We start from the raw sequence: 22,479 nt of genomic DNA, 5'->3' as shown, positions 1-22,479 counted from the left end.
CTTGTCAATAGAGTGCTTTTATTTATTGTAATTCACTTTCATGTCTAAATGAAGGTACTGATTGGAAAAACACCCTTCTTTCGTCTATTGATTCCCGTTATAATAGGTATTGCGGCATGTTCAATATTTCCGTGGATAGTACTCTTAACTCCTCTAACTGGCTTGACTGGATTATCCCTGATGCTGTTCTCTTACCGCACAAAAAAGTATAATTTCAGACTCAGATGGCTTTTTGGCGCTGGGGTATTTCTCTTTTTGTTTGCCCTTTCAATACACCAGTATGATGAGCAGGAACATCAAACCAGATTTACCTTTTCCAATGGCGAGCTGAGCTATATTGGCATTGTACAGGATATTCCAGAAAATAAACCCCGATCCATAGCAATAAACATGAAAACAGCATCTCCTACTATGAGGAAAATTATTCTTTACCTGGAAAAAACAGATGAGGCAATGTCTCTGAAACCGGGTGACGAAATTGTTTTTGCCACACAGTTACAACCTTTCCGGAATTTTGGCAACCCTGACGACTTCGACTATTCTAGGTTCATGAAAATAAAGGGTTTTGCCGGATTTGGATTTGTTACTGCCGGCAGCTGGCGTGCAACAGGTAGAAAATCATTCTCAATTCCAATTCTTTCCCAGAATCTCCGTGCCAAAGCACTTGATTTTTACCTCAGATTCAACCTCGACAGAGATGCATACGCTTTATTGTCAGCAATTACTCTTGGTTATAAAGCATACCTGACCGATGATATGAAGGAGGCGTTCAGGGCATCAGGAACTTCGCATGTATTGGCCGTTAGCGGATTGCATGTAGGTATTATATATATTATTATCAATACTATGTTTGCTTTTCTTGGCAAAACAGGAAAAAGTTTTAACATAAGGCAATGGCTGGTAATACTTTTACTTTGGGGATATGCGTTCATTGCCGGGATGTCTGCTTCGGTAATACGTGCTGCAATAATGCTCACTATATACTGCCTTGGAAGAATCAGTAAGGGAAGGGGATTTACATACAACACACTGGCTGCAGCTGCTTTTCTCATACTTATTTTCCGTCCATTCTTCATTTTCGATATTAGTTTTCAGATGAGCTTCGGAGCAGTTTTTGCTATCCTTTATTTTAATCCTAAGATAAATAGTCTTTATCGTCCTGCAAACAGAGTGGCAACATATATATGGGAGTTGCTAACTGTGTCAGTATCGGCACAACTGGGCGTTTTCCCTCTGGTCCTTTACTATTTCGGGACATTCCCAACATATTTCTTTATAACTAACATTCTGGTAATACCAATGATTGGATTAATTATCTATGGAACCCTTCCACTTGCTGCAATGGGAGCACTCAATTTCCTGCAGTCTGATATACTGGAACATTCATATAATTTTTTTCAATGGATTGTGAAGATACTTGCCGAAGCAACATTAAAAATTGTATATATTTCTGAATCAATCCCTTTTGCGCAAATATCGGATATTCACATTACACTATTCCAACTTATAGTGCTCACGTTTATTATCTTTACCTTTACCCAATTTCTCTATTCAAAACGGCCTGGAAATCTCATAATATCACTTTCTGCTATTTTATTATTTCAACTTACCATAACGCACAACATTATGTCTATGCCTTCTCCAAAAATAGTTGTATTTAATCATTCCAGTAAAAGCGATATAGCCGTGGTTGTCAAAAACAGACGCATTTTTGTGGAGGTTCCTCACAACGGACTGCTACCTCATCCCGAAAAAAGTATTCTTCGTATTTCGGATGATTATTTCGACAATTACATCGGCCGGGAGAGGTTTAATACTGATATACTTATACTTTCGCAAAAAAGATATTTTAATATTGAACAAATACATAACATTTTTAACCCGTCCACAATTGTTTTGGACAGCTCTCTACCGCGTTTTACAGCAAAAAAAATGGAGATGGAATGCATCCGGTTGGGTATAAAGGTTCACGATGTGGCGCAAAACGGGGCTTTTTCAGTAAATTTTTAGTAATTTTGTCGCTCATCATCTAAAGGGTGCAGATTAAAATGAACTTTACAAAATCCATCTCCCATGTTATCAAACCCAAGAGAGTGAAGCAGATAATGGAGTCTGTCGACAGGTCCGAAAAGATCGTTATCACCACTCACCTCTCCCCCGATGGAGATGCGTTGGGAGCCTCTCTTGCTTTATTTCATTATCTGAAGGCAAAGAGAAAAAAGGTGAGGATTATTGTCCCCAACTCCTTTCCCTATTTTCTTAAATGGATGGAGGGTGCAAACGAAGTTGAAGTGTATGAATACAATCCCGCAGCCGGGCAACATATACTTCGGTCGGCTGATCTGATTTTTGCTCTCGATTACAACATCTCAAAAAGAGTTGGAGACATGGCGCCCTTCCTCGAAAATTCACTAGCGAAAAAAATTCTTATCGACCACCACCCTTTCCCCGGTGATAACTTCGATATAATTGTATCTCATCCCGAAATATCCTCCACAAGTGAACTCATATTCAGGCTGCTCTTTCAAGCCGGAAAATATGACGAGATAACACAAGCCGGGGCGGAATGTATCTATTGCGGCATGATGACAGATACCGGCGGGTTCACCTACAACTCAAGTGATCCTGAGATATTTGAGATCATCAGCATGTTGCTGCGTAAAAAAATAGACAAGGATACCATCTATTCGCGGGTATTTCACAACTTTACTGAAAACAGGTTTCGCCTTTTAGGCTTCACACTGTCGCAGAGAATGGAGATTTATCCTGAACTTCATGCTGCCCTTCTATACCTCTCAAAGGACGACCAGGGACAATTTCGCATCAACAAAGGTGATACAGAGGGATTTGTAAATTATCCGCTCAGCATCAAAAATATCATATTTTCTACATTCATCCGAGAAGAGGAAGGACTGGTAAAACTATCGTTTCGTTCCCAGAACTCATTCCCTTGCAACGAGTTTGCAGCGGAATTCTTTAACGGTGGTGGGCATCTGAATGCTTCAGGAGGAGAACATATTGGTTCATTAGAAGAGGCGCTTCGTATTTTTTCAGACGGACTCAAAGCATATGAAGATAAGCTTCGAAAAGCCAACAACGAACTTTAACCCATTTTTAAGAATAGATAATGTTTATTTCGGTGTAATAGATGTGTTTTTTACGTAGATTGTTTAATTTTGTAACTTGGATTTCGGTGTACGGATTTTTTTAATATTGAATTAATTTTATGAAGAAAATAAATATAATTCCTTTTTTGCTCATCGGGCTGCTGATTCTAATAATTTCTTGCAATGACAGGAAGTCGTATGCCGACTACCTGAAAGATGAATCTAGGGCAATCAACCTGTTTATTGCAAAGAACAATTTTGCTATCCTGGACAAATTCCCTGAAAATGGCAATTTCGAAGAAAAAGAGTTTTATAAAGATCCGAATACAGGAGTTTACTTTAACATAATCTCTTACGGAGATACAACTGATAGCAAACAGTGGAGGGTACAGTGGAGAGAGAAGGTGTTTATTCGTTTCAAAGGGTTGCAATATTTTATGTCTAACGACACTATAAGGTATTCCAATTCTCAGAGCACCTTCCCCGAAGAGCTTGAATTTTTAGGCCCTGTTACTTCATCTAACAAGAACAGCTACGGAACCCCGGCGTGGGCTGTGCCTCTGTTATATATAGGCCATAACGGAAAGGTAAAAATGATTGTGCCTTTCGAGGTGGGATCTTCTTACGACAGGTCTCAATACCAACCAACATATTACGATGAGGTTTCATACAGGTTTGAAAATCATATAAACAAGTGATTGGCTGACGGAAATATTCATTAAAACAGAAAATGGACGTCAGATTATCTTTTTTCGCATCATTCAGGTTCAATATAATTTAGAAAATCAGAATCCATATGACATTGATTAAATCCATATCCGGCATCAGAGGGACAATAGGTGGTGCAACAGGAAACAACCTCACTCCACTCGACATAGTGAAGTTTACTGCTGCCTATGCAACATTTATTAAAAATTCATTACAGGTGAAGAAACCTGTAATAGTAGTAGGCCGCGATGCCCGAATCTCAGGTGAGATGGTACACCGCATAGTCACTGGGGCCCTCATGGGGATGGGCTGCAACGTAACTGATATTGGAATGGCTACTACCCCCACAACAGAGATAGCAGTAATAAAGGAAAACGCCTCCGGAGGAATAATTATCACGGCTAGTCATAACCCAAAGCAGTGGAATGCGCTGAAACTCCTTAATAACAAAGGGGAATTTCTTAATGCGGATGAGGGGCAACAGATTCTCGCCATTGCCGAAGAAGAAGATTTTGCATTCTCTCAGGTAGATGATCTGGGTATAATTACACAGAAGCAATATCTTCACGAACATATTCAAAGTGTTCTGTCCCTGGAACTGGTAGATAAAGAAGCTATTAAAGCTGCCAATTTCCGTGTAGCCATAGATTGTGTAAACTCTGTAGGAGGAATTGCAATCCCTGAATTACTCTATGCCTTAGGAGTTAAAGAGATATTTAAGCTTCACTGTGCACCACATGGTAATTTCTCACATAATCCTGAGCCACTACCTCAACACCTGACAGAGCTCTCTTCACTTACAAGAAGCTCTAAGGCAAACGTTGGATTCGCGGTTGACCCTGACGTGGACCGGCTTGCCATCTATTGTGAAAATGGTGAACCTTTTGGCGAAGAGTATACACTTGTAGCCGTTTCAGACTACGTTTTGCAAAATACTCCGGGCAACACTGTCTCCAACCTGAGCTCAAGCCGCGCCTTAAGAGATGTCACACTTGAGAGAGGCGGAGAATACCATGCGGCAGCCGTTGGTGAGGTTAATGTTGTTGCCAGGATGAAAGAGGTGAACGCTGTGATTGGTGGAGAAGGTAACGGAGGGGTTATCTATCCCGCCTCACACTACGGACGGGACGCACTTGTTGGTGTTGCTCTTTTTCTTACACACCTCGCTAAATCGGGTAAGAAACCATCTGAGCTGAAAAAGATATATCCCTCATACTATATGGCTAAACAGAAGGTAGAACTCACACCCGAAATAGATACTGACTCTGTTCTTGAAAAGATGAAAGAAAAATTCAGCGACCAGCAGGTAACTGATATCGATGGAGTGAAGATAGATTTTCCGGACAAATGGGTCCACTTGAGAAAGTCCAATACTGAACCAATTATACGCGTTTACTCTGAGGCACACTCTATGGAGGAGGCAGAAGAGATAGGTAAAGATATAATAAACCTTATTAAAGAACTCACCTAATATAGCATAACAGTCATATGTTTTTATCACTCAATTGCCACATCATCTTTTTGACGTGGCAATTGAATTAAATAGACAGGATATGAAAGATGCATTAATTAGCCGCGAAGACCTGAGGAAGCTGCATCCCGTGTTCCGTGGAAAATATGGAGATAAGATCATCGATTTTGGTGTAAAAATATCTGCCTTACATGTTCCGAATGAGATTTACAATAGATCAAAACACCTTACAGGCCCGGCTTTCTGCAAGGATGTTTTGGATAATCTGGAAATTATCAGGACTATCAAAAATTTGGAAATTCTGGATAACTGCAAGGGCAGCCCTTTTATTACTGTATCAAATCATGCCTACGGACATATCGATGGTATTGCAGCTATCGAGACGGTAGGCAGCCATGTGGAGAATTACAAAATGATGGTAAACGTAATTCTGGGATTAATTGACACTATGGCAGAGAATTTTATTACAGTTAATCCGATGAAATATGCAGAAAAGAACAGTATCACCTATGCCGGCATAAGAGAAAGCATTTCGCATGTGCGGAAAGGGTATCCGCTTGGTTTTTTCCCTGCTGGAGCAGTGTCAAATATGGTTTTAAAAAATGGGAAAATCGTTATAGAAGACCGGGAGTGGCAGCCGGCTGTACTGAAGATTATTCAAAAGGTAAAGGTACCCGTTATCCCAATGCATATATCAGGCAGAAACAGCCTTTCGTTCTATTTTTCGAGAATATTCGGATGGAAAGTCCGAAACCTCAGGTTATGCCACGAAATGTATAACAAAAAAGGGAAAGAGATAGTCATCACCTTCGGTGAACCCATTACACCCGATGTTATTGAACTGTTTGAAGATGACACTAAAAGCCTGGGAGAATTTCTGAAAGCAAAAACATACGCTTTAGGAAAAAAATAAATTAATTGCTATCTTTGTTAATCTCAAACAGTACAACAGCCACACTTATGGTAAAGCATTCAATACAACAGGTGAAACAACGTTTTGGTATCATAGGCAATGATGCCATGCTTGATCGTGCCATTGATGTAGCCTTACAGGTGGCTCCAACCGACCTGTCGGTACTTATCACCGGAGAGAGCGGAACCGGAAAAGAAAATTTTCCTCAGATCATACATCAATACAGTAACCGCAAGCATGGCCCCTACTTTGCCATAAATTGCGGGTCCATCCCCGAAGGGACCATTGATTCGGAACTTTTCGGACACGAAAAAGGCTCTTTCACAGGTGCTACGGGAACCAGGAAAGGCTACTTTGAAGTAGCCGATGGAGGTACACTCTTCCTTGATGAAGTAGGAGAACTGCCTCTTTCAACTCAGGCACGCCTTCTCCGAGTGCTGGAAAGCGGAGAGTTTATAAAAGTAGGCTCATCGAAGGTTGAAAAAAGTAATGTTCGTGTAGTCGCTGCCACCAACCTCGATATGGTGAAAGCTGTAGAGATAGGGAAATTTCGCGAAGACCTCTATTATCGCCTGAACTCGGTGCCTATACGCATCCCCCCGTTGCGCGACAGGAAAGAAGATATCCCTCTCCTGTTCCGTAAGTTCGCAGGCGACTGCAGTGAAAAATATATGATGCCACCCATCACTCTTTCGGAAGATGGCAGGGAGATGCTGAAGAACTATCGCTGGCCAGGCAATGTCCGTCAATTGAAAAATATAACTGAACAGGTTTCGATCATCGAACAAGAACGCATGATCACAACTGATATCCTTCAGAAGTATCTGCCTTACAACGAAGTAGGCATGCTGCCTGTTTCGGTTTCCCAGATTCAGGGAAGGGAGCATAAACTGTTTGCAAACGAACGCGAGATTCTTTACCAAGTGCTTTTCGATATGAAAAAAGATATTACCGATCTCAAACAGGCAGTTAAGAGTATTATGAAAGATTCATCACACGTTCAGCATTCAGCATCTTTCGACTCCTCATCCTCCGATATCCACCAGTCGTCAATTATTACAAATGACAATAAAAGGGTGTCAGTACCCATGAAATATGAAGTTGTCCCACAAAAAATATCCATTGACGAGCCCGACAAGAATGATATCCAGGAAGCTACTGAATATGAAGAGGCCGCATTATCAATCAGCGAGGTAGAGAAAGAGATGATAGCTAAAGCACTGGAACGCCATAACGGAAAGAGGAAACTTGCCGCAAACGACTTGGGTATCTCGGAACGTACTCTTTATCGCAAAATCAAGGAGTACAACCTATAAGATCAAAAAGCAACTAACCATAACAGATTTCAAACTATCAGAGCCTACATCTTCCTCACTTCTGAATTCAGATCTATAAAGGGAAAAAACTGATTAATCGTATGAAACAGAGTATTTACATTCTCATTTTGTTGTTTGCATTGAACTCATGCAAAATATCCTACTCTTTCAGGACAGCTTCTATAGATTATAATCTTACCAAAACGCTATATATAGGACATTTCATCAATCAGGCTCCACTGGTGTATCCACCTCTTGAGCAAAGATTCAATGAAGAGATGAAGGATATGTTCACCCGCAACACGCGCCTTCAGCTGGTTGACAGGAACGGCGATATGGAGATTGAGGGCGAGATAGTGGGATACGAGCTTACACCTTTGGCTGTACAAGAGGATGCTTTTGCTTCAGAAACACGACTTACCATGACTGTAAGGATGCGTTTCAGGAACAATAAGACAGATGCTCCCGAAGTTGAGGAGAGATTCTCTGCAAACAGAACCTTTCCCAGTAATACTTTGTTCGATACAGTTCAGGATCAACTTATTAAAGAGCTTACTGATGAGATTATAGATCAGATATTTAATGCTACAATGGCTAACTGGTAACAATATGCAAAAAGAAGATCTGTATACTCTTATCTCCAATCCCGGCACACTGGATATCGCAACTTTGGATAAACTTGAAGAGGTGATAAATGAATACCCATATTTTCAAACTTCAAGGCTTTTGCTTACAAAGAACCTTAAAGTAACAGATAATGAAAGGTATAACGAAGAACTTGGAAGAACAGCTATTCTGTGTGCAGACAGAAAAAGACTGTTTTACCATATTTTTAATGATGATTATAAAGGACTTATGGCAAATCAGAAAAAGCCCGATTGTGAGACAGGCGACAGGACTGAGGAGCTGCTGGAGTCGTTTCTCTCATCTCTATCTAAGAGTAAACCGTCACAGTCATGCATTGATGATGCAGAGTTGAATATTGTTTCTACCGACTATTTATCATATCTCAATCATCTGGGTGTTAACATGGTGACTGAACAGGCAAAAGGCCAAAAGCTTCAGCATCACGATATCATAGATGCTTTTATAGAAAAAGCAGAAAATGACGCAATTTTTATACCAGGAGAAAAGGTTCCGGACAGTATTGCTCTGAGCTCAGGTAGTGAAAATGAAGATGAAGATGAAACAGGTGAGTTCCTGACCGAAACGCTGGCAAAAATATACATCAAACAGAAAAAATATGAGCAGGCACTCACAATAATTAAAAGAGTAAGTTTGAATTTTCCAAAAAAAAGTGCTTACTTTGCAGACCAAATTCGTTTTCTTGAGTTATTGATTATTAACGATAATAAAAAAAACAAATAAAATATGTATATTTTTATTACAATCCTTATCTTGCTTGCGTCCATCCTGATGATTCTGGCTGTTTTGGTACAGAAATCGAAAGGTGGAGGCCTTGCTAGCGGCTTCTCGTCATCGAACCAGATCATGGGTGTACGGAAAACGACCGACTTCCTGGAAAAATTCACCTGGACACTGGCCGGTATTGTGATTGTTCTTAGCATCTTAACGGCTAAATACACAGCCTCACGCACAAATGCTCCACAATCACAGGTAGAAGTGCAGCAAACTGCACCGCTTAGCCCATCAACAGCTCCGGATGTGGCCCCGGGTATGCCTGTTCCTTCACAGGTGCCTGCTCAGCCTACACCCGAAGAGGGAACGCCGGCCGAGTAATCCGGTCAGCAAAAATCTAAAAATATAGAAGTTGGGCCTGTGTTCAACTTCTTTTTTATTTGCTTAACTTTCGCAGCTATAACTGGTGATATGTTTTAGCAATTTGCGAAGGTTTAATGAATGAGCCCACTTTAATAAGTTATTTAAATCTAATTTCAACAATACTTGAACAGGGTAGTGATTTTTGAACATCCCTAAAAAAACTGAGATCTGATTATGCAAAAGTTCTATTTAATTTTATTACTGATTTTTCCACTGACAGCTAAAGCACAGATTATCACTTACGATACAATCAGAGTATCTCCGAATGACGAACGCAATATCCATCTCTACCAACAACGAAAAAAGACGGATAATAAAACATATCATTCAGCAAGCAGAGATAATAAAGATAACCACATACCGGCATTCGATAAAAGTAAACTTCTTTTTGGTGCAGACTTTGGCCTTTCGATAAGCCATAACTTCACAAATATTGGACTAGGCCCTCAGCTGGGATATCAATTCAACAACCATTTAATGGCAGGAGCCGGGATTAAATATTATTACAAAAGGTCAAAAACGTATGATTATGAAATAAAAAACAATCTGCTTGGGGCAAACGTATTTGGTTATTTTTACCCTGTACGTTTTATCACAATATTCATACAGCCGGAGATAAACTACACCTGGTCTGAATTAAGGCCCGAATCACATGAAGAATCCATTTCTAGCAGGGGATACGCGCCGTCACTGGTAGCAGGTGCCGGATTCAGGCTTGAAAGTTCGCATGTAACATTAAACTACGACTTGATGCAACACACCAATTCACCTCATCCAAGCGGGCTTTATCTCGGTATTTCAGCATTTTTCTAACCCACACCATCCCCTGATAGCTATTGTTGAAAAAAGAGAGTGTTCTTATTTGAAGGCGAGTTCAGAAAAGAGCTGATTAGTGGTCTTATGCCAGTCAACATCGCAGGAGTTATGTCACACAGAAATACCATTTATGTAACGAATAATGCATACTGTCACCGGTTTCAGATAGTTAATGAAACGCAGTGATACAAAGAACACAAATTTTTATCTGATCACAATATCCCTTATAATTGGAAGCCCGGCATGATCGTTTAATTTTTTAATCAGCCCCTCCTTGTTCATCAACAGCTCTGCACGAAGAACAGCCGATGTAAGTTGCACATAGAGGACACCCCGATTGAAATATACATTTCCGGTATATTTTGACACAGCCTCTCCCAGGACTTCACCCCACCCTCTTATGGCGCGGTGTTCAGCCATCTTGTTCTTCAAGGCACTGTTTTCTTCAAAAAAGTCTGAAAGTGCCTTCGATAAAGGTTGTGTATTTTTCTTCAACATGCGATCTTAATCATTCATAGGTTTTATCTCTCCGTCTACTACTGAGAAAATTTGAGATGAATTATGTATCCTTTCCAGAATTTTATCAAGCGAGCCTCTATTGGTGTCAGATATGAAAATTTGTCCAAACCCAGGGCCCGAAACAAGTTTAACAATCTCTTCCACCCTGTTGGCATCAAGCCTGTCGAAAATATCATCGAGCAACAATATTGGAGTAGTATTCCCTGTTTGCAACAGAAAATGAAATTGTGCCAACTTGAGTGATACAAAATATGTTTTGTTCTGACCTTGAGAGCCCACTTTTTTTATGGGGTAACCATTTAACAGCATCTCAAGCTCATCACGGTGTACACCCACAGTAGTGTGCCCAAGTATTATGTCACGCTGCCGGTTTGAGTATAGCATTTTGCTAAAATCACCATCATTTAACGGAGAAATATAATCGAATGAAACACTCTCACCCGATTGACTGATCCGGGAGTAAAAATCGTTGAAGATAGGTGTAAATTCCCTGATAAAATCTTTCCTCTTTCGGTAAATGAATGTGCCATCTTCAACCATTTGATCTTCCCAGAGTTCAAGCAAGGTAAAATCTATATACCTCTCTTCGTTTTTCAGAAGCACATTCCTTTGCTGCAGAGCTTTCGTATATCTTACCAGTGCACGAAGATACTCTTTATCAAACTGGGATACGGCAATGTCCATAAACTTGCGGCGCACTTCGCTTACCCCGGTAATCAGTTCGTTATCGGCCGGAGACACCATTACCAGAGGAATCAAGCCAATATGATCAGAAAGCCTTTCATACTCCTTCTTGTTACGCTTAAACTGCTTTTTCTGCCTTCTACGTATTCCACAATATATCTCTTCATTCGAAGCATCTTCGAACTCGTATCTTCCCTGCAACATGCATACATCCTCATCATGCTTGATAATCTGAGAATCGACAGGATTGGTATAACTTCTGCAGAACGACAGGTAATAGACCGCATCAAGCAAGTTTGTTTTCCCCATTCCATTGTCACCTATAAAACAGTTTATCTTCGGAGAAAATTGCAGTTCTGCCTGGGCAAGGTTCTTATAATTTATTATTGACAGTTCTTTTAATATCATCCTTTTATTCCTCTATCAACAAGCGTTGAAGGTCTTCTGGAGAAATATTCATCTTCAGGCGTCCCTGTGAAGCAAATGAAATCTTACCCCTCTCTTCTGAAACAATGATAACTTTAGCATCAGTCTCCTGTGAGATGCCTAACCCGGCTCTATGCCTCAACCCTAGATGAGTTGGAATATTTGGATTTTGAGAAATGGGCAGTATGCATCCGGCAGCCTTGATTTTTGTTCCTACAACAATCATTGCGCCATCGTGCAATGGACTGTTTTTAAAAAAAATATTCTCTACTAGCCGCGATGATATATCAGCATTCACAATTTCTCCAGTCTGTTCATAAAGTCCCAAATGAATGTCGCCCTGAATAGCTATAAGTGCACCGGTATTGGCTCTCGACATATTCATGCAGGCAAGCACTATAGCAGTAAGATGAGAGTTGTCTTTCTTCTGCTTTTCACTTGGAAAAAACAGCTTGGTGATGAAATTCCATCCTCTTTTAGATCCTAAAGACATCAGAAAACGGCGTATCTCATCCTGGAAAAGAATTACAAGCAAGAACAATCCCACACTCACAAACTGATCGAGAATGGAACCTAGCAGAACCATATTGAAAACTCGAGACACCAGAATCCAGATCACCATAAACACCAGAATCCCAATGAACAGAGGACGTAAGCCGGAAATTTTTACCAGCCTGAAGAGGTAATAAAGAAGAAACGCTACCAGAAGTACGTCTATGAAATCTTTTATTCCGAAGTGTGCAAACATACAAATTATGTGTCAAATTCTGCTATCTTCCCGACAATTCTTATGCATTCCACAGCCTCTTTCACATCGTGAACCCGTAAGAAAGAGGCACCGGAGAGCAGGGCAACTGTATTAAGCACTGATGTGCCGTTTAGACTTCCTTCCGGAGTGGATTGGAGCAACTTGTAGATCATCGACTTTCTCGATATACCTACCAGTATCGGCTCTTCAAAGATATGAAAATATTTCAGATAAGCCATCAATTCATAGTTTTGAGATAGGGTTTTACTAAATCCGAAACCCGGATCAATAATTATATCGTTAACTCCAAGGAGATTCAGCTTTGCCTTGCGTTCTGAAAAATAGTAGAGAATCTCCTGAATAAAATTTTCATAATCTGTAAACTGTTGCATTGTTTGAGGTACTCCTCTCATATGCATAAGTATATAAGGCACATTCAGTTCTGCCACAACCGGGAACATGCGGCTATCTATCTGGCCCCCCGAAATATCATTTATTATGTTCACTCCATACTTCTCTACCGATTGCTTTGCCACATCAGCATGAAAGGTATCAACGGAGATTATGGCATCGGGAAATTCATTTCGCACCAACTTCAGTGCAGGCATCAGTCTTCCAGCCTCCTCATTTGCCGTTAGGAAAGAAGAAGCCGGGGTAGTGGACTGTGCCCCTATATCGATAATGGTTCCACCCTCTTCAAGTATCTGATGGCACCTTTCTATAATCTCGGTTTCCGAGTTCTTTCTGCTTCCGGAGAAAAAAGAATCTGGAGTAATATTTACAATCCCCATCACCAATGGTGTGGAGAGATCTATCAACTCTCCTTTTATGTTAATGGTTTTCTTCATTCTTCCTTTTTTCATCTTGTACTGTTTCTCTCCATCTATCAAATAAATCAATATGGCATTAAAGGACAGAGTCCGGATCCTGAAAAGGGTAATCTATTGTAAAGTGCAATCCCCTACTCTCCTTTCTGGCCATGGCCTGTTTAATGACCATATAACCCACTTTTATAATATTACGCAATTCACAAATATCGCGTGACACTACTGAGCGCTGGAAAAAATCCTCTGTCTCCCTGAACAGAATATCCAACCTGTCCAATGCACGCTGCAGACGAAGATCTGAACGTACTATTCCCACATAAGACGACATAATCTGCCCTACCTCCTTATAACTCTGCGTAATAAGCACCATCTCTTCAGGTGATGTTGTCCCTTCTGCATTCCATGGCGGTATATTCTCCTGAAACCCAAATTTTTTGAAGAGAGGGAGCGAATGCCTGGCTGCTGCGTCAGCAAAAACAACTGCCTCTATTAACGAGTTGGAGGCAAGCCTGTTAGCACCATGAAGGCCGGTACAGGCACACTCTCCGTTTGCATACAAACGGCCAATGCTTGTTTCTCCGTTTATATTGACCTTTATACCTCCGCACAAATAATGCGCAGCGGGAGCAACCGGAATCATATCTTTTGTAATATCTATACTATAGGAGAGACATTTTTTGTAGATGCCTGGAAAGTGATTACGGGTCTCTTCAGGGTCTTTATGTGTAACATCCAAATAAACATGTTCATAACCACGTTCTTTCATCTCCGTATCAATTGCCCTTGCTACTATATCGCGAGGCGCGAGTGACCCCCGTTTATCATATTTATGCATAAACTCCTTACCCTCAATCGTTTTTAGTATCCCCCCATAACCTCGCATAGCCTCTGTTATAAGAAAAGAAGGACGTGCTCCGGGATGATAAAGTGCCGTGGGATGAAACTGCACAAACTCCATTCCTTTTATCTCACCCTTTGCCCGTGCTACCATAGCAATGCCATCACCTGTAGCAACAAGCGGATTGGTTGTTGTTTGATAGACCGACCCGATACCACCGGTAGCCATCATTGTAACACGCGAAAGGAATGTATCAATTTCGTTGGTATCCTGATCAAGGATATAGGCTCCGTAACACTCAATACCGGGTGTATGACGCGTTACCACCTGTCCTAAATGATGCTGAGTAAGTATTTCTATAGCGAAATGATGATCTAACACATCAATATTGGGATGATTCCGGACAGCTTCTATCAAACTTACCTGTATTTCCGCTCCGGTACTGTCTTTATGATGAAGTATTCGAAATTCAGAATGGCCGCCTTCTCGATGAAGGTCGAAATTTCCCTTGTCGTCTTTATCGAAATCCACCCCCCAGCTAATCAACTCCTTTATTTGAGCGGGTGCTTCACGAACCACTTTCTCCACTACACGAACATCACAGAGGCCACCACCGGCGTCAAGTGTATCAGCGATATGTTTCTCAAAATTGTCCCATGGATTTGTTACCGAAGCTATTCCTCCCTGTGCATAAAATGTATTTGCATCCTCAAGCGAATTTTTCGCTACAATTGCCACTCTTCCCTGCTTTGCCACTTTCAGTGCAAAGCTCATTCCGGCAATACCTGAACCAATTACCAGAAAATCATACCTGTAAACCATCTTTTTCCTCTTTTGATTATTTTCACAACAGAGTGCAAATGTACACAATTCTCACGGTTTTTGTCCTCAGACAACCATTTTGATGATATAAAAGACTGAAGTGGCTCTCAATTCAGATTAAAAATTAAATTCATAAGAATATTTATCACAAAAATTCTGTAAATTGCACATTAAAATATTATATCTGACGTTATAACCAAACATTACATACAAATGATCCCTATAAATTCACCAATGCAACAGAAAGAGGATTATATTTAAGTTAAATAAACCAGTTTGATTTGTATATTTCATACATTTTATTTCCTTTGTATATTATAGCAAAGTTGTTGTTTAGCACAACTTTATTGGGCCTTTAAACCAAAATAAAGTTTTAATGAGATTCTGTAGTAAACGGCCAAATCATTATACTGTTGTAAAATTAAATTATTATTGTATGAAACACTTATTACAACTACTCCTGCTCTTTTGCTTCCTTCCGGCTTTGAATCTCTTCTCCGGAAATATTGAGCAGTCTGATTCAATATTAGTACTTAGAGGGAGGGTACTAGGTGGTGATACAAACCAGCCATTGCCCAATGCAAGTATAACCGTACAACAGGTGAAAGTTTCCAGTGTAACCAACCAAGATGGATACTTCTCTATAAGAGTACCGGAGTCTACACTGAATAAACAGCTGATTATACACTATCTGGGGTATGAAAACAAGGAAATTCCAATAGTTACCCTTATCAATAATCCAAATAATCACATTACCCTTATCCCCGCTCCAATTCAATTGAGCGAGTTGCTTGTGGTTTCTGGTGAAGGTAAAAGCCTTATAAAAGATGCATTGCAGCGTATTCCCCAGAATTACTCCTCAGATCCCAATATGATGGTGGCTTTTTACCGTGAATCGGTTAAAAAAGGATCAAATTATATCTCTCTTGTAGAAACAGTATTGGATGTTTACAAGGCATCTTACAGATCGTACAGCAACGATCAGGCAAAGATCTACATTGGACGGAAAGCCACTGATATATCACCGCGCGATACAGTGTTACTTAAATTTCAGGGAGGAATCAGTGATGCTCTGATGCTCGATATTGCCAAAAACCCGGAGGTTGTATTTGGCACAGATGCGTCAGAATATCAGTTTCATATTGAAGGATTGGTAAATATCAACAACAAGCCTCACTACATTGTTTCATTCACTGAGTATGAAGGAATAAAAGATATCCTTTTCAGAGGGAAAATATACCTTGATGCGCAAACCCTTGCTTTTGCACGAATGGAATTCAACATGAACGTGGAAGGCCGAAAAGATGCAGCGAACATTTTTATCAGGCGAAAACCGTCTAAAATGAGGGTGGAAGTGAATAAAGCACATTATGTGGTCGATTTTATTGAATATAACGGGAAATGGTATTTTAATTACAGCAGCACTGAAGTTGCGTTTCGTGTACGATGGACAAACCGATTCTTTGGACTGTTTGCAACCACTTACACTATTGCCTCGGAAATAGCCATTACAGATAGGTATAGTGACAATGTGGTTAAGTTTGCACGTGACGAACGTATCCACTCTACAGATGTAATTGCTGAACGTGTTGAATATTTTCTGGATCCTAACTTTTGGGGGGAGTACAACGTTATTGAACCCGATCAACAGATCGCCGATGCAATTAAAAGACTGAGTGGTAAATTACAGCGACGCAAACAATAAACATACTAAACTGTTTGTAATTATAAAATTTAAACGTACCTTTGCAACCCAATTATTTATATATGTAATAATTTTTACAAACAAGTATGTATTTAGATTCTGCTAAAAAGAAGGAAATCTTTGCCCAATACGGGAAGTCTAACACTGATACTGGCTCACCTGAAGCGCAGATAGCATTGTTTTCATACCGTATTTCGCATTTGACTAATCATTTGAAGTCAAACAAAAAAGATTATAACACGGAAAGAGCACTGAGAATTTTAGTAGGTAAACGTCGCCGTTTACTTGATTACCTCATTGAAAAAGACATTGAAAGATATCGTTCAATTATCAAAGAGTTAGGTATAAGAAAATAATTTTCTCAAAAGAAAAAATGAAGAGGGTAAAAGTATAATTTTATCCTCTTTTTAAACAAGGCAAATTTTTTACTCAAAATATATTGTTCTCTATTACAGGGTTATATCTGAATAGACATGTTTGAACAAAGCAAAAACATATTGTAAAACTATGTTTTATAATATGTTTTTTTGTTTTGCATATTCAAAAATGTGGCTTACCTTTGTATCGATAACCTAAAACAATCTTTTTTACCTTAATGCTGATATCACGTTAACCATTACAAAAGAGGCCTTCTCGATCGAGGTGGCCTCTTTTTTTATTGATGGCGGCTTATTTTAAAGTAAAAGCAGCTTTAGATATGGCCAGATCAGCTTTTGAAACCAAAAAATCTATTTGTCAAACTTCTGATGACAATATTGGAGTAAAAATTTCAATGCGTATAAAGCTTTATAAATATACTGTTTCTATGTTCCGTGGGGCACCCGGATCACACGTAGAGCGTTAAACCTGATTAGCAGAAGACAAGAAAGCTTGTCTTCTGCCATAAAGAGCAAAAGTTGAACAGAGTTCAAATATCCAACTTTAAAATTGCCTCCCTAATTTTTGTTAAATTTCAATTTCGTTTAAATAATTAAATAAATTACAGCTATATTTGAGCTTAGTAATATATTATTTTCGCAATTTGAATAGATACTATGAATAAAATACTAATTCTGATCGACTACTCCAGTGAGTTCAGCCGCCGCCTGCTAAAGGGACTGATTCAATATTCAAAAGAACACGGCCCATGGATCTTCTACCGGCTGCCTGCTTATTATAAAACTCTCTATGGCGAAGAAGGTATTGTTGAATGGGCAAAAGAATGGGAGGCCGACGCAATTATAGCAAGATGGGACCAAGAAGGAGCTAATCTTCTAGCTACTCTAAACATTCCAATACTTCTTCAAAACTACAAGGAACGTAGCCCATACTTCTCCAACCTGACCGGAGACTATATTGGGACCGGACAAATGGCAGCAAAATTTTTCATCAAAAGGCGTTATAGAAATTTTGCTTTCTACGGTAACAAAGGCGTTGTCTGGTCAAGAGAAAGAGCGGAAGGTTTCTGGAAAGAGGTAGAGAAAGCCGGCGGTAATTATTACTATTTCGAGAGTGAGAACCTGAATGGTGAACAGTGGAGTAAAAGCCATATTCAACTTGACGAATGGTTATTATCGTTACCAAAACCTGTGGGATTATTCGCCTGTGACGATAGCTTTGCACTCCAGGTTTCAGAGATATGCAAGATAAATAACATCAAAATTCCTGAAGATATTTCCTTATTGGGAGTTGACAACGACGAGTTGATATGCAATTTGTCAGATCCTCCTATTTCATCCATCATGACAGATGTGGAAAAAGGCGGTTATGAGGCAGGTAGATTAATTGACAGGTTCATTAAAAGAGAGATAACGGAGCCTTTCGATATAATTATCCGACCAACAAGATTTGAATTAAGAAAATCGACAGAAAAGTATGATATATCGAATGAATATATATCCGAGATAGTGAATTTTATTGAAGACAACTTCACAACCGACATCAACATAGATTCATTTTCCGAAATGGTACCTTTATCCCGCCGAAACCTTGAGGTGAAATTCAAAGACGAAATGGGAATCTCAATTTATCAGTTTATTTTAAGCTGCAGGATAGATTATTTCGCCCATCTATTGTTAACCACAGACAGGACATTATTTGACCTGGCTTTAGAGTCAGGATTCAATGACTGCAAAAACATATCCCGTATTTTTAAAAAAATGAAAGGCTGTACACCTATCGAATATCGTAAAAAGTATAGTGATCATGATAATGAATAACGTTTTTTGAAAACACAATTACGTTTTTAAAGCATTATTGAAAAATATAAGAAATAATTTTGTGTATTCAAGTCATTTTGAAGCACGGTCTTCATATTGTTTTAAAAAATTAATTTAAAAATGAGCACTAAACCTCAAATTAATCAAGTCCGGAATAAAAGCACCACTATCAAGTCTATGATTATTCTGGCACTCCTGTTTTTTATCTTCGGACTGGTATCCTGGGTTAATACCATTTTAATTCCCTATTTCCAGTTAACTCTTCAGCTATCTAATTTCCAATCCTATCTGGTTACATTTGCATTCTATATAGCCTATCTGGTAATGGCCATACCATCCTCTTTCCTGCTTAACAAGGTGGGGTATAAAAGAGGAATGATGTTTGGATTATGGTGCATGGCTTTGGGTGCACTGCTTTTTGTGCCGGCAGCCTACTGGCGCATCTATCAATTGTTTTTATTGGGTCTGTTCCTGCTGGGTGTTGGACTGGCTATTTTGCAATCTGCTGCAAATCCTTATGTAACCATTGTCGGACCTATAGATAGTGCAGCGAAAAGAATGAGCATTGTAGGAACCGGAAACAAGCTGGCAGGAGTGATCGCCAACCTGATTTTTGCCGCTGTTGTCATTAGAGAATCGGACAGAGTCCTTATACGGGAAATAGAAGCCGGAGCTTATACCGGTGAATCTCTTAACGCAGCACTGGATACGCTGATAAAAGGAGTAATAACACCTTACCTTGTTCTGGCAGTCGCATTATTCGTTTTCGGCATTGTGGTTCGTTACTCAACACTGCCTGAATTAGACCCGTCAGTGGTAAATAAGCGTTCCACAGAAGATGAAAATTCACACAAGTCGATTATCCAATATCCGGCTTTAGTGTTAGGTGTAGTTGCAATGTTCTTTCATGTTGGTACCCAGATGATTGCGCTGGGAACCAGTATCCAGTACGCCGGGACCATGGGGGAAAGCCTTTCAGGCCTTGCCCGGAATATTCCATCTTACACAATGTTCCTGACTTTTATCGGCTATTTTTTAGGAATTGCTCTTATACCTAAATATCTGAAACAACGGAATGCCCTGCTGATATGCGCTTCAATAAATCTGGTTTTATCAGCATTGATCATTACCACATCTGGGACAGTAAATTTCCTTGGAATGACTACAGATATTTCACTTTGGTACCTTGTGATGATGGGGCTCCCTAATGCTTTGTTGTATGCAGGTATATGGCCTTTGGCTATAAACAGGCTGGGGAAATATACAAATCTGGGATCTGCATTCCTTGTTATGGCACTAAGTGGAAGTGCAATAATGCCTATTGTTTACAACTCATTTGTTGAAATGAATTCATCATTATCGGCTTTTGATGCAATGAAATTGGCATATTGGGTACTAATCCCATGTTTTGCATATATAGTATGGTATGCTGCTCACGGGTATAGCATCAAAGAGTGGAAACAAAACAAAGCAGAGAGCAGTGTTGCTGTATCTGAAAAAGCTAATTAATAAGATGAATCAAGGAATAGGGCTGGAATGCAACACCTTAGTTTTTCCGCCCGTTACTCTTTGTTTTTCAAATTCACAAAACAAAACCATATTATGGATCGATTAATATTAAAAAACGGAAAGATTATATTCCCGGACAAGATAGAAGAGGACATGACCGTGGTGTGTGAGAATGGGATAATAACCGATATCCTTGACAGTAAAGAGTTCATTCCCGGCAATGGCAATATTGTGATAGATGCAACTAACAAGTATATTGCCCCAGGGTTTATAGATATTCATACCCATGGCGGAGGTGGCCACGACTTTATGGATGGAACGGTAGAAGCTTACCTGGGAGCGGCAGAAACACATGCAAAATATGGGACAACGGCATTATTGCCTACAACGTTGACAAGTACCATAGACGAGCTCATTAACACGTTTAACGTGTATAAAGAAGCCGTTAAAAAGAACACAAAAGGAGCCAAGTTCCTTGGCCTACATCTGGAGGGGCCCTATTTTGCTTACAATCAGCGAGGAGCGCAAGATCCCAAATATCTTAGAAACCCTGAACCGGAAGAGTATAATAAGATTTTATCGGGGTCGGACGATATTGTACGCTGGAGCCTGGCACCGGAATTGCCGGGGGCATTTGAATTCGGGAAAGTGTTGACTTCAAAGAATATCCTGACCTCCATTGCTCATAGCGATGCCATTTATGAAGAGGTGGTTGATGCCTTCAATGCAGGGTTCACCCACGTAACACATCTATATTCGGCAATGTCGTCCGTTACCCGAAGGAATGCATTCCGTTACGCAGGCGTTTTGGAAGCCGCGTACCTGATTGATGATATGACGGTGGAAATTATTGCCGATGGAGTACACCTGCCAAAGCCTCTTCTTCAGTTCGTATATAAATTCAAAGGGCCCGAAAAAACAGCACTATGTACCGATTCCATGCGGGGAGCGGGAATGCCGGACGGAGAATCCATCCTGGGAAGCCTGGAAAAGGGCCAAAAAGTAATTATAGAAGACGGCGTAGCCAAGCTGCCAGACCGTACCGCTTTTGCCGGAAGTGTTGCAACTACTGACCGACTGGTAAGAACAATGACAGAAGTAGCCGAAGTGCCGTTGGTAGAAGCGGTGAAAATGATGACACTAACACCAGCCCGTATTATGCGGATTGATAAGCATAAAGGATCTATCCTGAAAGGAAAAGATGCCGATATAGTTGTTTTTGATAATAATATTAATGTTTCACACACAATTTTAGAAGGAAATGTCATATACACAAATCAACACTGATGTGATCACATTCACGAAAGAAGTGCTGGGAGTGAAAATCTTCCATACAAGAGAAGAGATGGGAAAAGAGGCAGCCATCAATGTATCTGAAACCATTCAAAAACTCCTCAGGGAGAAAGATGAAATAAATATGATATTCGCTGCTGCACCATCGCAAAGCGATTTTATGAAGGAATTAACAGCTGATAAACGGATCCGGTGGGAAAAGATCAATGCCTTTCACATGGATGAGTACATCGGGTTGGAAAAGGATGCTCCTCAGGGATTCGGGAATTTTTTGAGGAAACGAATTTTTGAAAAAGTTCCTTTTAAAAGTGTGCATTATATAAATGGGCTGGCTGAAGACCCTTCAGCCGAATGCGAAAGGTACGCAGGTTTACTTGAGCAAAATCCTGTGGATATCGTTTGCCTGGGAATCGGAGAAAACGGACATATAGCTTTTAACGACCCACCAGTAGCCAATTTTAACGATCCAAAATCGGTGAAGGTGGTGGAATTGGATTTGGCTTGCAGGCAGCAACAGGTGAATGAAAACCTTTTTGCCTCGATAGGCCTGGTTCCCACACATGCAATAACCGTTACAATTCCGGCATTGTTAAGGGCGAAACACATGTTTTGCATGGTACCCGCTGAGAATAAAGCAGAAGCTGTTTACAACACTCTGAACGGTGATATCAGCGAAGCATGCCCGGCCACGATATTAAGAACAAAAAAAGGTGCTATATTATATCTGGACAAAGACAGCGCTTCTTTGTTGGAAAACAACAACCCTGGGGACAAATAACTGTAAACAAATGAAAGAT

21 protein-coding genes are annotated in these 22,479 nt (G+C 40.1%); 16 read left to right on the top strand and 5 right to left on the bottom strand.

The window, feature by feature from the left end; translation table 11 throughout:
- Positions 1 to 48: 48 nt before the first annotated feature.
- The 10 genes from KDN43_RS06120 to KDN43_RS06075 all read left to right on the top strand — a co-directional run bounded on the left by KDN43_RS06120 (position 49) and on the right by KDN43_RS06075 (position 10,110).
- Positions 49 to 2,010: a ComEC/Rec2 family competence protein gene (locus KDN43_RS06120; RefSeq protein WP_238868799.1), complete on the top strand. Its 1,962-nt coding sequence runs from the start codon at positions 49 to 51 to the stop codon at positions 2,008 to 2,010.
- 38 nt (positions 2,011 to 2,048) lie between these two features.
- Positions 2,049 to 3,107: a DHH family phosphoesterase gene (locus KDN43_RS06115; RefSeq protein ID WP_407681784.1), complete on the top strand. Its 1,059-nt coding sequence runs from the start codon at positions 2,049 to 2,051 to the stop codon at positions 3,105 to 3,107.
- A 119-nt stretch (positions 3,108 to 3,226) separates the two neighbouring features.
- Positions 3,227 to 3,805 (top strand): DUF4827 family protein, encoded by a 579-nt coding sequence (locus tag KDN43_RS06110; protein ID WP_238868797.1) that lies wholly within the window; start codon positions 3,227 to 3,229, stop codon positions 3,803 to 3,805.
- A gap of 98 nt (positions 3,806 to 3,903) precedes the next feature.
- Positions 3,904 to 5,286, top strand: coding sequence for a phosphoglucosamine mutase (glmM, locus tag KDN43_RS06105; RefSeq protein WP_238868795.1), 1,383 nt, complete (start codon positions 3,904 to 3,906; stop codon positions 5,284 to 5,286).
- Between the two features lie 82 nt (positions 5,287 to 5,368).
- Complete coding sequence (locus tag KDN43_RS06100; RefSeq protein WP_238868794.1) at positions 5,369 to 6,199, top strand: 1-acyl-sn-glycerol-3-phosphate acyltransferase; 831 nt, start codon at positions 5,369 to 5,371, stop codon at positions 6,197 to 6,199.
- Between the two features lie 47 nt (positions 6,200 to 6,246).
- Positions 6,247 to 7,515: a sigma-54 interaction domain-containing protein gene (locus KDN43_RS06095; protein WP_238868793.1), complete on the top strand. Its 1,269-nt coding sequence runs from the start codon at positions 6,247 to 6,249 to the stop codon at positions 7,513 to 7,515.
- Between the two features lie 101 nt (positions 7,516 to 7,616).
- Positions 7,617 to 8,120, top strand: coding sequence for an LPS assembly lipoprotein LptE (gene lptE / locus KDN43_RS06090; RefSeq protein WP_238868792.1), 504 nt, complete (start codon positions 7,617 to 7,619; stop codon positions 8,118 to 8,120).
- A gap of 4 nt (positions 8,121 to 8,124) precedes the next feature.
- The gene (locus KDN43_RS06085; RefSeq protein WP_238868791.1) at positions 8,125 to 8,883 is read left to right on the top strand and encodes a tetratricopeptide repeat protein; all 759 of its coding nucleotides are present in this window, start codon (positions 8,125 to 8,127) and stop codon (positions 8,881 to 8,883) included.
- A gap of 3 nt (positions 8,884 to 8,886) precedes the next feature.
- Positions 8,887 to 9,255, top strand: coding sequence for a preprotein translocase subunit SecG (secG, locus tag KDN43_RS06080; RefSeq protein WP_238868789.1), 369 nt, complete (start codon positions 8,887 to 8,889; stop codon positions 9,253 to 9,255).
- A 216-nt stretch (positions 9,256 to 9,471) separates the two neighbouring features.
- Positions 9,472 to 10,110, top strand: a complete 639-nt coding sequence (locus tag KDN43_RS06075; protein WP_238868787.1) for an outer membrane beta-barrel protein — start codon at positions 9,472 to 9,474, stop codon at positions 10,108 to 10,110.
- A 207-nt stretch (positions 10,111 to 10,317) separates the two neighbouring features.
- On the opposite strand, the gene KDN43_RS06070 is transcribed toward KDN43_RS06075, so the two are convergent.
- Genes KDN43_RS06070 through nadB form a run of 5 tightly spaced genes read right to left on the bottom strand, consistent with a single transcriptional unit; the run spans position 10,318 to position 14,977 of the window.
- Positions 10,318 to 10,611 (bottom strand): DUF721 domain-containing protein, encoded by a 294-nt coding sequence (locus KDN43_RS06070; RefSeq protein ID WP_238868786.1) that lies wholly within the window; start codon positions 10,609 to 10,611, stop codon positions 10,318 to 10,320.
- A 6-nt stretch (positions 10,612 to 10,617) separates the two neighbouring features.
- Entirely contained in the window at positions 10,618 to 11,724 is a 1,107-nt protein-coding gene (gene recF / locus KDN43_RS06065) for a DNA replication/repair protein RecF (protein WP_238868784.1), read from the bottom strand.
- A gap of 4 nt (positions 11,725 to 11,728) precedes the next feature.
- Entirely contained in the window at positions 11,729 to 12,490 is a 762-nt protein-coding gene (gene cdaA, locus KDN43_RS06060; protein WP_238868782.1) for a diadenylate cyclase CdaA, read from the bottom strand.
- A 5-nt stretch (positions 12,491 to 12,495) separates the two neighbouring features.
- Entirely contained in the window at positions 12,496 to 13,353 is an 858-nt protein-coding gene (gene folP / locus KDN43_RS06055; protein WP_238868780.1) for a dihydropteroate synthase, read from the bottom strand.
- 43 nt (positions 13,354 to 13,396) lie between these two features.
- A complete protein-coding gene (nadB, locus tag KDN43_RS06050) occupies positions 13,397 to 14,977 on the bottom strand; it encodes an L-aspartate oxidase (protein ID WP_238868778.1) in 1,581 nt (526 codons plus the stop codon).
- Positions 14,978 to 15,413: 436 nt separating this feature from the next.
- Between nadB and KDN43_RS06045 the strand changes: the two genes are divergently transcribed.
- The 6 genes from KDN43_RS06045 to KDN43_RS06020 all read left to right on the top strand — a co-directional run bounded on the left by KDN43_RS06045 (position 15,414) and on the right by KDN43_RS06020 (position 22,460).
- Positions 15,414 to 16,682, top strand: a complete 1,269-nt coding sequence (locus KDN43_RS06045) for a carboxypeptidase-like regulatory domain-containing protein (RefSeq protein WP_238868777.1) — start codon at positions 15,414 to 15,416, stop codon at positions 16,680 to 16,682.
- An 86-nt stretch (positions 16,683 to 16,768) separates the two neighbouring features.
- Positions 16,769 to 17,038, top strand: coding sequence for a 30S ribosomal protein S15 (gene rpsO / locus KDN43_RS06040; protein ID WP_238868775.1), 270 nt, complete (start codon positions 16,769 to 16,771; stop codon positions 17,036 to 17,038).
- A 678-nt stretch (positions 17,039 to 17,716) separates the two neighbouring features.
- On the top strand, positions 17,717 to 18,880 hold the full coding sequence (locus KDN43_RS06035) for an AraC family transcriptional regulator (RefSeq protein WP_238868774.1): 1,164 nt from the start codon (positions 17,717 to 17,719) through the stop codon (positions 18,878 to 18,880).
- 120 nt (positions 18,881 to 19,000) lie between these two features.
- Entirely contained in the window at positions 19,001 to 20,389 is a 1,389-nt protein-coding gene (locus KDN43_RS06030) for an MFS transporter (protein WP_238868773.1), read from the top strand.
- Positions 20,390 to 20,482: 93 nt separating this feature from the next.
- Entirely contained in the window at positions 20,483 to 21,676 is a 1,194-nt protein-coding gene (gene nagA / locus KDN43_RS06025; RefSeq protein ID WP_238868772.1) for an N-acetylglucosamine-6-phosphate deacetylase, read from the top strand.
- Entirely contained in the window at positions 21,651 to 22,460 is an 810-nt protein-coding gene (locus KDN43_RS06020) for a glucosamine-6-phosphate deaminase (RefSeq protein WP_238868771.1), read from the top strand. Before nagA ends, KDN43_RS06020 begins: the two co-directional genes overlap by 26 nt.
- Positions 22,461 to 22,479: the final 19 nt, after the last annotated feature.

This window comes from Proteiniphilum propionicum, from assembly GCF_022267555.1.
Lineage (GTDB): Bacteria > Bacteroidota > Bacteroidia > Bacteroidales > Dysgonomonadaceae > Proteiniphilum > Proteiniphilum propionicum.
Note: the sequence above shows the minus strand (reverse complement) of the source record. Positions and strands in the feature narration are given on the sequence as shown.